This window comes from Streptomyces misionensis (assembly GCF_007896895.1).
Lineage (GTDB): Bacteria > Actinomycetota > Actinomycetes > Streptomycetales > Streptomycetaceae > Streptomyces > Streptomyces misionensis_A.
In genome coordinates, this window is record NZ_VOGW01000163.1 from 5069 (window position 1) to 18200 (window position 13132).

General features: G+C 76.1%; 9 protein-coding genes and 2 pseudogenes. 3 read left to right on the forward strand and 8 right to left on the reverse strand.

Translation table 11 applies throughout. The features are described 5' to 3' along the window. Positions 1–1642: VMAP-C domain-containing protein (locus tag FRZ03_RS27040; protein ID WP_222443413.1), on the reverse strand; the 1642-nt coding region annotated here is incomplete at its 3' end. Continuing rightward, positions 1639–2025 carry a CU044_2847 family protein gene (locus FRZ03_RS27045; protein ID WP_222443414.1) on the reverse strand — a complete coding sequence of 129 codons (387 nt, stop codon included), beginning with the start codon at positions 2023–2025 and terminating at the stop codon, positions 1639–1641. The genes FRZ03_RS27040 and FRZ03_RS27045, both read right to left, overlap by 4 nt. 238 nt (positions 2026–2263) lie before the next feature. Here FRZ03_RS27045 and FRZ03_RS27050 point away from each other — a divergent pair, with 238 nt between their 5' ends. Then, a complete protein-coding gene (locus tag FRZ03_RS27050; RefSeq protein ID WP_146467750.1) occupies positions 2264–5890 on the forward strand; it encodes a S8 family serine peptidase in 3627 nt (1208 codons plus the stop codon). Here the strand turns inward: FRZ03_RS27050 and FRZ03_RS27055 are convergent. From FRZ03_RS27055 to FRZ03_RS40570, 3 genes and pseudogenes are all read right to left on the reverse strand, one after another. Beyond that, the gene (locus FRZ03_RS27055) at positions 5865–7247 is read right to left on the reverse strand and encodes a carboxyl transferase domain-containing protein (RefSeq protein WP_186785633.1); all 1383 of its coding nucleotides are present in this window, start codon (positions 7245–7247) and stop codon (positions 5865–5867) included. The genes FRZ03_RS27050 and FRZ03_RS27055 overlap by 26 nt on opposite strands. After that, a complete protein-coding gene (locus FRZ03_RS27060; protein WP_315902668.1) occupies positions 7240–9267 on the reverse strand; it encodes an AMP-binding protein in 2028 nt (675 codons plus the stop codon). Before FRZ03_RS27060 ends, FRZ03_RS27055 begins: the two co-directional genes overlap by 8 nt. Further along, positions 9250–9450: pseudogene (locus FRZ03_RS40570) on the reverse strand (MerR family transcriptional regulator); the annotation flags it as partial. The gene FRZ03_RS27060 and the pseudogene FRZ03_RS40570, both read right to left, overlap by 18 nt. Before the next feature lie 134 nt (positions 9451–9584). On the opposite strand from FRZ03_RS40570, the gene FRZ03_RS27065 reads away from it, so the two are divergent. Next, positions 9585–10463, forward strand: a complete 879-nt coding sequence (locus FRZ03_RS27065) for an ATP-grasp domain-containing protein (protein ID WP_146467752.1) — start codon at positions 9585–9587, stop codon at positions 10461–10463. Here FRZ03_RS27065 and FRZ03_RS27070 read toward each other — a convergent pair. Continuing rightward, complete coding sequence (locus tag FRZ03_RS27070) at positions 10460–11368, reverse strand: LysR family transcriptional regulator (protein WP_146467753.1); 909 nt, start codon at positions 11366–11368, stop codon at positions 10460–10462. The genes FRZ03_RS27065 and FRZ03_RS27070 overlap by 4 nt on opposite strands. A 103-nt stretch (positions 11369–11471) precedes the next feature. On the opposite strand from FRZ03_RS27070, the gene FRZ03_RS27075 reads away from it, so the two are divergent. After that, a complete protein-coding gene (locus tag FRZ03_RS27075) occupies positions 11472–12302 on the forward strand; it encodes an SDR family NAD(P)-dependent oxidoreductase (protein ID WP_146467754.1) in 831 nt (276 codons plus the stop codon). Positions 12303–12318: 16 nt separating this feature from the next. Here the strand turns inward: FRZ03_RS27075 and FRZ03_RS27080 are convergent, their stop codons facing one another. Both FRZ03_RS27080 and FRZ03_RS39340 read right to left on the reverse strand, forming a co-directional pair. Continuing rightward, entirely contained in the window at positions 12319–12885 is a 567-nt protein-coding gene (locus FRZ03_RS27080; protein ID WP_146467764.1) for a hypothetical protein, read from the reverse strand. Between the two features lie 20 nt (positions 12886–12905). Next, positions 12906–13132 (reverse strand): annotated as a pseudogene (locus tag FRZ03_RS39340) (hypothetical protein); the annotation flags it as partial.

Below are 13132 nucleotides of genomic sequence, written 5' to 3' on the forward strand. Positions count from 1 at the left end.
GTACGCCGGCGACGGGGGCGGACAGCTGGTGGAGGAAGGCGGGGCCGGGGCAGAGGGAGGGGGCCTCGGCGAGGACGGTGGCGTGCGGCCGGCCGGCACCGGCCGGCCGCGGTTCCCCCTGCTCGCTCCGGGCCGGCCGTTCCCCGTGCCCGCACCCCGCGCCCGGCTGCTCTCCGTGCACCCCCGCCGGACATCCCGTGCGGGACCACAGCAGCACCGGGACCGGCACGTTGAGGCCCACCTCGAAGTGCTCCCGGGCGGCCGCGGGCGGGAGGGCGAACCCGGCGAGTCCGGCGTCGCCGTCCCACAGCCGCTTGCGCAGGCTCGGCGGCCGTTCCTGGCTGCCGCACTCGACGCGGTGCACCTCGACCGGGTGCCCGGCGTCCAGCTTCTGCCACTTCTTGTGCAGCCGGCGCCGCAGCCGCCCGCTGCGGTGCCGGGCGCGGTCGGTGACCACGAGGGGGTAGGCGCAGCCCAGGGGCGTGCTGTCGTCCGCGCCGCACTCCCAGTGCGCCACCGCCTCGTTGAGCCACTCGCGCGGCAGCACGAACGTCACCAGTTCCTCGGCGTCCGGGTCGAGATGGGCGACGGCCTCGTCGATGCGGCGCTGCACGTACGCCCGCACCCCGGTGCGCGGCAGCCGGCGGGTGCCCACCGGGCGGCGCTGCCCGTCGCGGTACGCCGACACCTCCACGGTCACCAGGTCGGGCCCGGCCCCGCTGTGGTCGATCTCCACGACGACCGGCGCCCAGGCCACGGAGGCCGCCGTCACGGGCGGCGTCGCGGGCGGGGCCGGCGGGCCCGGCTCCAGCAGCTCCCGCAGCCGCCCGGCGAACCGGTCCACCGCCGCCGGATCGGGCACCTCCCACTGCACGTACGCGGCGGCCGCCCCGAGCGTGCGGAAGCCGCCCTCGGGCAGCGGCGGCCCGAAGGCGCCCACCGCGTCCACGTACATCCGGTTGGGATCGCACTCCCGGCCGGCCCCCGCGGCCCGCCCCAGCAGCGCGTACAACTCCCGCAGCACCTCGGTGTCATGGCCCGGCGTGGGCACCATCGAGCCCAGCTCCGGCCAGTACCGGGCCAGCACGTCCAGCGGCAGCATCCGGCCCTTGAGCACCCCCGGCGCGTCCGAGGCCGCGGTGATCATGCCGACCACCCGGCCGTCGGGCAGCGTCGCCGCCGCCCCGCTGAACCCGGCCTCGATCGGCTGACCGTGCCCCTGCCAGGACACCAGCTCCAGCCACTCGCCCGCGATCAACTGCCCCGAGACGGCACGGTATTCGGCGAGCGTGCCCTCGTCGTAGCCGACCGGGAAGCCGTAGGCGACCAGCTTCGGGTACGGCTCCGTGTACGCGCTGTCCGGCGGCGCGAGGCGGGCCGGGGCGAGCGGCACCTCCCGCTCCAGTTCGAGCACGGCCAGATCGCCCGGGTCGGTGGGGCCGCCCGCCCAGCCGCCGTGCGCGACGACCGACGCGGACAGCTCGCCCAGCTCCCTGGCGTGCGGGAAGGCCACCGTCACCGGGTCCTGGTCGCTCCAGCGCACGACATGGGCGCAGGTGAGCACCCGGCGCGGGGTGACCAGGAAGCCCGCGCCCACCTCCTGACCGCAGTGGATGCGGGCATGCCAGGCGGCACTGTTCATGGGCGGTCGGCGGCCTCCGTGTCGGACACGGCCTGCCCCGGCACGGCGGGCACCGGGCCGGCCGGCGCCGCCCCGGGCGACCAGCTGAGCTTGACGGTCAGCTGCCCCTCCGCCGAGCCCTTGGCGATGATCGCACCGGCCTCCGCGGACATCTTCACGCCGAACTCGATCTCCACCGAGTCGGGCCGCAGGGCGCCGTCGCGGAAGACCCGCAGCGCGGCCTCCGCCGCCGCCCGCACCCCGTCCAGCGCGTCCTCGAAGGTGCCCGCCGCCCGCAGCACGCCGTCGCCGCGCGAGACCAGCCGGGTGCCGGGCCGGGTGCCGACGCCCTCCACCACGACGCGGGCGCCGTCCTGTGTCGTGAACTCCACCAACCCGTCCATGCCGCCGATCTCGCTCCCCCTTGTCGCTGACCTGTGGACAAAGCCCATGGTACGGACCGTGCTTGGGCCGTCCCACTTCTTTGCCGCGTGGCGGCCGGCCGGTGCTCGTGGCGAGAACCCGCCAGGGTGACAACCCGCCACTTCCGGGCCACTGTGCGGGCACACCGGCCGCACCACACTCGTCCCAGCACTCGACGCACGGCACGCAACGGCAGTTTCGACGTGGAAGAGGGCGTGGATGACCACAGGACCAGTAAGACGCTGGGCCGCCCTGCTGTCGGCGGGGCTCGCGCTCGCCGTACTGCCGGCACCCGGGGCGAGCGCCGCCGCGGCGGCCGGACCGGCCAAGGCGCCGGCGGCGCACCAGGACCAGCGGACCGTCACCCTCGTCACCGGCGACGAGGTGACCGTCACCGACCTCGGGCGGGGCAGGCAGACCGTCACCGTGCGGCGCCCCCCGGGCGCCACCGGAGCGGTGCGCACCCAGCGCGGCGGCGGCGACCTCACCGTCGTACCGGACGAGGCACTGCCGTACCTGCGCTCCGGAAGGCTCGACCGGCGGCTGTTCGACGTGAGCGCGCTGATCCGGCAGGGGCTCACCGACGCCGAGGCCAAGTCGCTCCCGCTGATCGTGCGTTACGGCGCGAACACCCGCACCGCCGCCGCGGCCCCGGCCGGCACCACCCGCACCCGGAACCTGCCCAGCGTGCGCGGGGCGGCCGTCGAGGCGGGCAGGGGGCCCGCCTTCTGGCGGTCGTTCACCCGCGGCGACGGCGTCGAGAAGGTGTGGCTGGACGGGCGGGTCACCGCCGACATGGCCGAGAGCAACGCCCGGATCGGCACGCAGGCCGCCTGGGACGCGGGCCTGACCGGCAAGGGCGTCACCGTCGCCGTGCTGGACTCCGGCGCCGACCTCACCCATCCCGACCTCGCCGGCCGGGTGAGCCGGACCAAGAGCTTCGTCGACGGCGAGGACGTCGCCGACCACCTCGGCCACGGCACCCACGTCACCTCCACCGTCGGCGGCAGCGGCGCCGCCTCGGACGGCAAGGAGAAGGGCGTGGCCCCGGACGCCACGCTCGCCGTCGGCAAGGTGCTCGGCGACCAGGGCACGGGCAGCGAGTCGCAGATCATCGCCGGGATGGAGTGGGCCGCGCGGGACGTGCACGCCCGGATCGTCTCCATGAGCCTCGGCTCCACCGAGGCGAGCGACGGCACCGACCCGATGGCCCAGGCGGTCGACGACCTCTCCCGGGAGACCGGCGCGCTCTTCGTCGTCGCCGCGGGCAACACCGGCGCCCCCTCCTCCATCGGCTCGCCCGGCGCCGCGGACGCCGCCCTCACCGTCGGCGCGGTGGACTTCGCCGACCAGCCCGCCTACTTCACCAGCGCGGGCCCCCGCTACGGCGACAACGCCCTCAAGCCCGACCTGTCCGCCCCCGGCGTCGACATCCTCGCCGCCCGCTCCCAGCTCACCGAGGGCAGCGGCTACTACACGAGCATGAGCGGTACGTCCATGGCGACCCCGCACGTCGCCGGGGTGGCCGCCCTGCTCGCCCAGGAGCACCCCGACTGGACCGGCGCCCGGCTCAAGGACGCGCTGATGTCCACGTCCGCGCGACTGGACGTCTCCGCCTACACGGCGGGCGCCGGCCGGGTGAGCGTCCCGGACGCCGTCCGGGCCGCGGTGACCGCCACCGGCAGCGCCGACCTCGGCTTCCACAGCTGGCCCTACGACGCCGACAAGCCGGTCACCAGGACGCTCACCTACACCAACTCCGGCGACCACGACGTCACGCTGAGGCTGTCGGCGCAGGGCGCCCCGGACGGCGTCGCCACCCTGGCCGACACCGAACTCACCGTCCCGGCCCACGGCACCGCCACCACCACCGTCACCGGCGACGCCGCCAAGGCGCCGGTGGGCACCACCAGCGGGCAGATCGTGGCCGCCGACGACACCGGCGCCGTGCGCGCGCACACCGTGTTCGGGCTGGTCAAGGAGGACGAGCGGTACACGCTCACCGTCCACGTCAAGGACCGCTCCGGCGCACCGGCCGCCGCCGACCTCACCGTGCAGCGGCTGGCGCAGGGCGTGGACCCCGAGTCGGACCACGTCGGCGACTCCGGCACCCTGCGGCTGCGCCTGAAGCCCGGCACGTACGCGCTGACCTCGTTCCTCGACGTGCGCGGCAGCCACGGCCCCGACTCCCTCGGCCTCGGCTTCCTCGCCGCCCCCGAGGTCGACCTCACCCACGACACCGAAGTCACCCTGGACGGCACCAGGCTGAGGGAGGTGAAGGCCTCGGTGCCCCGCCGCACCGAGACCCACCAGATCCTCATGGAGTACGACCGGGCCGCCGGCGGCGCCGACCTGTCCGGCGCGGTCCAGGTGCCCCTCACCTACGACAGCGTCTTCGCCGCCCCCACCCCGAAGGTCAACCGGGGCAGCTTCGAGTACCGCACCGTGTGGCGGCTGGCCAAGCCCCGGCTGGAGGTCAAGGGCATCGGCGAGGCGACCGTCCAGGCGGGCGGCACGCTGACCGACGGCCGGCAGAAGCTGCCGCTCACGGACGTCGGCGACGGCCCGGTGCCCGCGTCCGCGCGCGGCAAGGCGGTGCTGGCGCGGCTCGCCGACGGCGCCGATCCGGCCGCCCTCGCCCAGTCCGCCCAGGACGCGGGCGCCAAGGCCCTGTTCGTCACGGACGACGCGCCGGGCCGGCTGATGGACTGGTGGGGCACCGACGACAACGCCGACCGCCCCCTGGTGATCGCCACCGTGGACCAGGCGGACGCGGCCCGGCTGCGCGCCGCGCGGCACGCCGACATGACCGGCACCCGCAACTCGCCCTACGTGTACGACCTGTCCGACGGCCACCGGGGCGCGATCCCGGACCGCGACCTCACCTACGCGCCCTCCGGCCGTGACCTCGCCGCCCTCCAGGTCTCCTTCCACGCCCCCCGGCCCACGGGCGGCGGCGAGTTCCGCTACTCGATCACCGACGCCTTCCCCGTCGGCATCGGCTTCCAGGAGAGCGTCGACCTGCCCGCCCGGCGCACCGACTACGTCTCCACCGGCCCCGGCCAGCTGTGGCACGAGTCCGTCACCCTGGGCGAGGGCGCCCTGGAGGAGCGCAGCGGGCTGGTGCGCTACGACGGCGGCAGCAACCCCCGGCTGAACTGGTTCGGGCCGGTGTGGCACCCGTACCTCGGCACCGGTCTCGGCTGGGGCCAGCAACGCGCCGGGGACCAGATCCAGTTGAACACCCCCGGCTGGGGCGACTCCGGCCCCGACCACACCGGCTTCGGCGACGTGTGGGGCGACAGCGGCATGAGCCAGACCACCTCGGTGTACCTGGACGGCGTCCTGGCCGACAGCCGCAAGGACTCGACCTCCTACGTCTGGGACGCGCCGGCCGACGAGCACACCTACAAGGTCGTCACCGACACCGCCCTCGACCCGGCCCACTGGGCACTCGCGACCGGGGGCCACACCGAATGGACGTTCCGCTCCGCGCGGACGGCCGACGACCACTGGACCAGCCTGCCGCTGATCAACCTCTCCTACGGCCTCGACACGGACCTCGCGGGCACCGTGCCGGCCGGGCGGCGGCTGCCGGTCACGCTGGGCGCGCGGTACGTGGCGGGCGCGGCGGACACCGGGACGCTCGGCGGGGGCCGGCTGGAGGTCTCGTACGACGAGGGCGCGAGCTGGCGCGCCGTCCCGCTCACCGGGTCCGGCACCGAATGGCGCGGCACGCTGGACGTGCCGCGCACGGCGGGCTCCGTCTCGCTGCGGGTGTCGGCACACGACGACAAGGGGGGTGCGGTGACCCAGGAGATCATCCGGGCGGTGGGGGTGCGGTAGCCCCACCTGCCGCGGCGGGCCGGACGATGCCCCGGACCAGCCCCAGCTCCACCAGGTCCTGCGGGCGCAGGCGGAGCTGGTCGGCGGTCGGCTCGACGGCCTCCCGCGGGCGTTTGAGGATGGCCGCCGCCAGCTCCGGGGCGATCACCGAGAAGTAACTGTCCGGCGTGGCCCAGGTGTTGCCGGGAGCGGCCAGGGCCAGGGCCCCGCCGGAGCCGCCCTCGCCGATCACCAGCGTGGTGACCGGCACCCGGGCGGCGGCCACCGCCCCGAACACCTCGGCGATCGCCGCGCCCGCCCCCTGCCGCTCCGCCTCCGCGCCGCTCGCGGCACCGGGCGTGTCCACCAGGGTCAGCACCGGTGTGCCGAGCCGGTCCGCCAGCCGGATCAGCCGGGCCGCCGTCCGGTACCCGGCGGGCCGCGTCGCCGTCCCGGTCTGCGCGGCGAACGCGACCGTACGGCCGTCGTGTTCACCGAAGCCGCAGAGCATCCCCTCGGGATCGGTGCCGCCGCACCGGTCGCCGCCGATGTGGGCCCGGCGGGTGAAGTAGGCGTCCAGGTAGGCGTGGGCGCGGGGGCGTTCGGGGGAGCGGGCGCGCCGCACGGCCGCCCAGCCGGTGTCCGGGAGGCCGGTGGTGCCCAGAGCCGCCGGGACGGGAGCCGGCACGGCCTCGCCCGGGCGGGACAGCAGCCGCAGCCACGTCCCCAGCTCCTCCTTCAGGTCCTCCGGCCGCACCACCGCGTCCGCCGATCCCACCGCCACCTGCGACTCGGCCGTGTAGGCGGCGGGATCGGCGCCGGCCGGGCGGACGCGGGAGCCGGCGAAGCCGACCTGGGCGCCGGGCAGGGCGAGGATCACGTCCGCGCCGGCGCCGAGGGTGGCCCAGCCGCCCCCGGTGGTCGGGTCCCGCAGGACCGCTATCTGGGCCTGGCCCGCCTCCCGGGTGAGCGCCGACTGCCGGGCCACCCGCTGGAGCTGGGTCAGCGCGACCATGCCCTCCTGCATCCGGCTGCCCCCGGTCGCGATCAACGGCACGACGGGCATGTGGTGTGCACGGGCGTACGTGTACGCCGCCGCCAGCCGGTCCCCGGTGCGTTCGCCCAGCGAGCCGCCGAGGAAGCCGAACTCGAACGCGATCAGCACGGCCCGGGTCCCGGCCACGGCCGCGGTGCCGCAGACGACCGACTCCTCCTCGCCGGTGCGCTCGGCCGCGCGGGCGCGCGCCGCGTCGTACCCCTGCCAGCGCAGTGGCCCGTCGGGGGCCGACTCCCGTATCGGGGCGGGGAGTTCGCAGAAGCTGCCGTCGTCGGCGACGAGGGCGAGCAGCTCGCGCGCGGAGCGCCGCCGGTCAGGCACCGGTCAGCGCCCGCTTCATGATCTTGCCCATGTCGTTGCGGGGCAGCGCGTCCAGGTAGCGCACGACGCGGGGCCGCTTGTGCGGGGCGAGCCGCCGGGCCACATGCCCGGCCAACTCCTCGGCGCCGGGCGGCGACTGCGGATCGACGGGCACGATCCAGGCGACGATCCGCTCCCCGAGATCGGCGTCCGGCTCCCCGGTGACCGCCGCCTCCCGCACCCCCGGGTGCTCCAGCAGCGCGTTCTCGATCTCGCCCGCCCCGATCTTGTAACCGCCGCTCTTGATCAGGTCGGTGGCCTTGCGCCCCACGATCCGCACATATCCGTCGCTCTCGCGCACCGCCATGTCCCCGGTGCGGAACCAGCCGTCGGCGGTGAACGCGGCGGCCGTGGCGTCCGGCCGGTTCAGGTACTCGGTGAACAGGTTCGGCCCGCGCACCTGGATCTCCCCGACGGTCTCCCCGTCCAGGGCGGTGATCTCCGAGCCGTCCTCCTCCACCAGCCGCAGCCGCACGCCCGGCAGCGGCACCCCGACCGTCCCGGCGCGGGGCTCCCCGTCGGCGCGCACACTGGTGTTCATCAGCGTCTCGGTCATGCCGTAGCGCTCGATCACCCGGCGCCCGGTGGCCGCCGCGATCCGCTCGTGGTCGTGGACCGGCAGCGCGGCCGAGCCCGAGACCAGCAGCCGGGCACCGCCGAGCGCCTTGGCCAGTTCCGGATCGCCCGGCAGGGCCTCGGCGATGCGGTGGTACATCGTCGGCACCCCGAAGAGCATGGTCGCGCCGTCGGCCAGCTCCCGCGCCACGCCCTCGGTGGAGAAGCGGCCCAGGTGCCGCACCGAGCCGCCGCGCCGCAGCGGACCGAGGACACCGATCACCAGCCCGTGCACATGGAACAGCGGCAGCCCGTGCACCAGCACGTCCGCCTCCGTCCACTGCCAGGCCTCCGCCAGCGCGTCCAGCGTCGCGGCGAGGGCCCGCCGGGGCAGTACGGCGCCCTTGGGCGGGCCGGTGGTGCCGGAGGTGTAGACGATCAGCGCCGGGTCCTCGTCGGACACGCCGGCGGACGGGACCGGGGCGACGGCGGCGGCGTCCACGTCGACGCGCTCCAGACCCGTCAGGGCGGCGGGCAGCCGGGCCCCCGGCGCGGCCAGCACCGTCCGGGGCGCGCTGTCGGAGACGATGTGCGCCAGCTCCTTCTCGCCCGACTTCGGGTTGAGCGGCACGGCGGCGGCCCCGGCGAGCAGCACACCGGTCACGGCGACGGCGGTCTCCAGCTCGGGCGTGGCCCACACGGCCACCCGCCCGGCCCCGCCGATCCGCGCGTCGGGCACCGCCTCCGTCAGACCGTCCGAGCACAGCAGGTACCGGTCGCCCGGCAGCGGCTCCTGAAGGCGCAGGTCCGGCACCGGGTCGGCGTCGCCGGTCAGGGCCTTGAGCAGCAGCAGCGAGTGCGGCTCGACGCGGTGGTCCCGGGTGAACCGGTACAGCCCGCCGCCGCGCAGCAGATACGCCCGGGAGTCCCCGATGTGCGCGAGGGCCAGCCGGGACCCGGTCCACAGCAGGGCGGTCAGCGTGGTGCCGGCGTCGTTCGCGCCGCCCGTCAGGTCCCGTACCGCCTCGCCCGCGCGGCGCACGGCGTCCTCCAGGGCGCCCAGCACCCCGTCCGCGGGCGGCTCCTCCGCCTCGTCCAGGAAGCGCAGCGCCGCCACCGCCGCGCCGCTCGCGGACCGGCCCGCCGGGCCGAACCCGTCGGCGACGGCGAGCAGTCTGCGGCCCGCGTACACGGTGTCCTGGTTGGCCGGGCGCACCAGCCCGCGGTCGGTGTGCGCCGAGTGCCGAAGTTCCAGCATGGTCATGGGTTCCCTTCCCGGTTCGCCGGTCAGCTCCGCGACGAGGAACGCGGCGAGGTCCCGCCGTACGGCCGTCTCCGCCTCGACCCGCGCCCAGTACGCGCCGATCTCCCGCGCGGCCTCGGCCGGCGGCAGCGCGCACACGGCGCGTATCGCGGCCAGCGGCATCCCGAGCCGCCGCAGCCAGGCCACCAGCCGGGCCCGGCCCAACTGGCCGGCGGCGTAGTAGCGGTAGCCGGTGTCCGGGTCGACCCGGACGGGCCGCAGCAGCGCCAGCTCGTCGTAGAGCCGCAGCGCCTTCGGCGACAGCCGGCTCATCCTGGCGAACGCCCCGATCGTCAGCAGTTCCATCGCATCCGCGCCTCTCGTCGTCCGTCACCGATGCTGGGGCTTCACCGAAGGTGAAGGTCAAACCCCCTGTCACGGTTCCGGGCCGCTTGTTAGCCTCGCCGGTGTTCGAACCGCCGTACGACAGGGAGTCCGCCGTGCCCCGCATAGCCCTCGCCACCTACGACCCCGGTGCCGGGCCGGGCAAGGACCGCGATCTGCCGGTGCTGGTGCGGGCCCTGAACGACGCCGGCGCGCGGGCGGACGCCCCCTTCTGGGACGACCCGGGCGTGGACTGGGCCGGGTACGACCTGGTCGTCATCCGCTCGCCCTGGGACTACAGCTGGCGCGCCGCGGAGTTCTCCCGCTGGCTGGAGCGGATGGGGCGGGTGACCCGGGTCGCCAACCCGCTCGACGTGGTGCGGTGGAACACCGACAAGCGGTACCTGGGCGACCTGGCCGCGGCCGGGGTGCCCACCGTGCCCACGGACTACATCGCGCCGGGCGAGCCCGCCGCCCTCCCGTCCGGCCACGAGTACGTGATCAAACCGACCTCCGGCGCGGGCGCCCGCTTCGCCGCCCGCTACACCCCCGCCGAGCACGACACGGCGCTGCGGCAGCTCGCCCGCATGCACGCCGAGGGCTTCACCGCGATGGTGCAGCCCTATCTCGCGGGCATCGACGTCACCGGGGAGCGGGCGCTCCAGTTCTTCGGCGGCCGGCTGCTGCACGCGAGCCGCAAGGCCGCCGTGCTCACGCCCGGGACGCCGTACGACGCCGACAAGGTCGCCCATCCCGGCCTCACCCCCTGGCAGCCGACGGACGCCGAACTCGCCGTCGCCGAGAAGGCGTTGGCGGCGGTGCCCACCCGCTCGCCGCTGCTCTACGCCCGCGTGGACCTCGCCGACGGCCCGGACGGCGCGCCCCTCCTGATGGAACTGGAACTGGTGGAGCCGAACCTCTTCCTCTTCCTCCACCCGGACTCGGTGCCGCACGTGGCGACGGCGATCCTGGCCGAGGCAGAGGCCCCGGTCTAACGGCCGACCGTCTCGCGGCACGCCTCCGCGTACGCCCGGACCAGCGGGCGCTGTCCGGCCTCGCGCCGCCACGCCAGCGCGTACCGGCTGGGGCCCACGCCCCGGACCGGGCGGGTGACCACCCCGCCCAGGCTGATCAGCGGCGCGTTGCCCGCCGCGACCAGACAGATCCCGAGCCCCGCGACCAGCGCCTCGTACGTCTCCTCCGCCCCGGCGACCTCGGCGCCGATCCGCGCGGGCCGGCCCGCCCGGGCGTCCAGGGCGAGCCAGTGGTCGCGCAGCACCCCCGCGCCGGGCGGCAGGGCGAGGAACGGCTCGTCCAACAGCTCCGCGAAGTCCAGCTCGGCGCGGGCGGCGAGCGGGTGCTCCTGTGGCAGGGCCACCAGCCGGGCCTCCCGCGCGACGACGACAAAGTCGTACCGCTCCTCGTCCGGCAGCGGCAGCCAGACGAACGCGGCGTCCGCGCTCCCGCCCGCGAGCCCCGCCGTCGGGTCCTCCCAGCTCGACTGGCGCAGCCGGACGGTGACCTCGGGGTGCGCGGCGGTGAAGCGGGAGCGGATGGCCGGCAGCAGCCCGCCCCGGCCCGGACTGGTGCTCATCCCCACGGTGAGCGTGGCCCGCTGGGCCGCCTTGGCCGCCTCCAGGGCGTCCGCGCCCGCCGCCCACGCGGCCAGCACCGCCCGCGCGTGCGGCAGCAGCGCCTCACCCGCGGCCGTCAGCGCCACCCCGTGCCGGTTCCGCCGCAGCAGCTCGGCCCCCAACTGCCGCTCCAGCGCCCGGATCTGCTTGCTCAGCGCGGGCTGGGAGACGTACAGCCGCTCGGCCGCGCGCGTGAAGTGCAGTTCCTCGGCGACGGCGACGAAGTACCGCAGGTCCCGCGCGTGCACATCGGGTGTCATAGCCATGGGTTATCACCAGAGGTCTTGGACGGGCAACGGGGCCCGGCGCGAAGCTGATGCGCGTCGAGGGGCGGCCGCCGGGCCGCCCCCGGGCCGCAGGGGAGCGGACATGAACAAGGTATGGCTCGTGACCGGGGCGAGCAGCGGGTTCGGGCGGACGATCACCGAGGCGGCCGTCGCCGCCGGTGACGTGGTGGTCGGCGCGGCCCGCCGCCCCGAGGCCCTGGACGACCTGGTCGCCGCGCACCCCGACCAGGTGGAGGCGCTGCGCCTGGACGTGACCGACATCGCCTCGGCACAGGCGGCCGTGGCGGACGTGCTGGCCCGGTACGGCCGGATCGACGTGCTGGTCAACAACGCGGGCCGCGCCCACGTCGGGGCCGTCGAGGAGACCGGCGACCAGGAGCTGCGGGACCTGTTCGACCTGCACTTCTTCGGGCCCGCGGCGCTGGTGCGGGCGGTGCTGCCGGCCATGCGGGAGCGGCGCTCGGGAGCGATCGTGCAGATGAGCAGCATGGGCGGCCAGCTGTCCTTCGCGGGCTTCGGGGCGTACAGCGCGACCAAGTTCGCGCTGGAGGGCATGTCCGAGGCGCTCGCGGACGAGGTCGCGGAGTACGGCGTCAAGGTGCTGATCGTGGAGCCGGGCGCCTTCCGCACCTCCCTCTTCGACACCCGCCGCACCGCGGTCAGCACCGACAGCGGGCTGTACGCCAGGGTGGGCGAGACCCGCGGCAACGTGGCGCAGGGCGACGGCGCCCAGCCCGGCGACCCCGCCAAGGCCGCGGCCCTCGTCCTCGCGGCGCTGGAGGCCGACCGCACACCGCTGCGGCTGCCGCTCGGGGACGACGGGGTGAGCGCGGTGCTGGCCCATCTCGACCAGGTCCGCGCCGACGTGACCGAGTGGGAGGAGCGGACCCGGGCCACGGGCTTCGGCGACTGAGCCGGGCGGTTGGTGGTCAGCGCACGACGGCGGTCCGCTGGAGCAGGCCCCAGGTGAACTCGGCGACCACCTCGCGCGGTGCGCCGGTGCGGTCGGGCGCGGTGAGGGCGAGGCCCCAGCGGGTCGGGGCGGTGCCCTCCAGCGGGCGGGCCGGCGGGAAGGCGCGGGCGGCCTCGTCCACGGTGCAGGACCAGGGGGTGAGGTCGTCCAGGGTGCGCAGGAGCGGTGCGGGCGCGCCGGGCGCGCGGACCAGCCACTCGTTCCAGACGGCGCCGTCGGGCCCGACGAGCACCTCGAACCGCAGGTCGGGCCAGAGGGGAAGGGCCCAGCGGCGGGCCTCGCAGTCGACGTCGCCGAGCCTGCGCGGCAGCACGGCCTCCGGCTCGCCGAGGACCGAGCGGTAGCGGGCGGCGGCGGACCGCGACCGCGGCGACCGCACCATCGCCTGCCAGCGCTTGTTCGTCTCCCGCAGCTCCGCGGCCGACACCCCGAGCCGCCGCCTGGCCTCCTCCACCAGGAGGGGGTTGTGATCGCTCATCCGCCGCAGCAGCACCAGTTGGAAATCAAGAGCCACGCCTCCCATGGTGCGCCCTCCCGGACCCGTCACTCGGGCACCCGGACACCGGGCTCCGGCCTGGCCTGCGCGAGCCCCCGGACCGCCGCCACCTCCCGGCGCCGGCGCAACGCCCCCGAGATCGCCCCGATGTCCCGCAGCAGCGCCGAGGGGTCGGCGTACGCCGCCGGGGCCGCCCCGCCCCGGCCCCGGTCGATCGCGTCCAGGACCCCCACCGCCGCCGCCAGCGCCCGCGCCCGCGCCGGGTCGTGGCCGA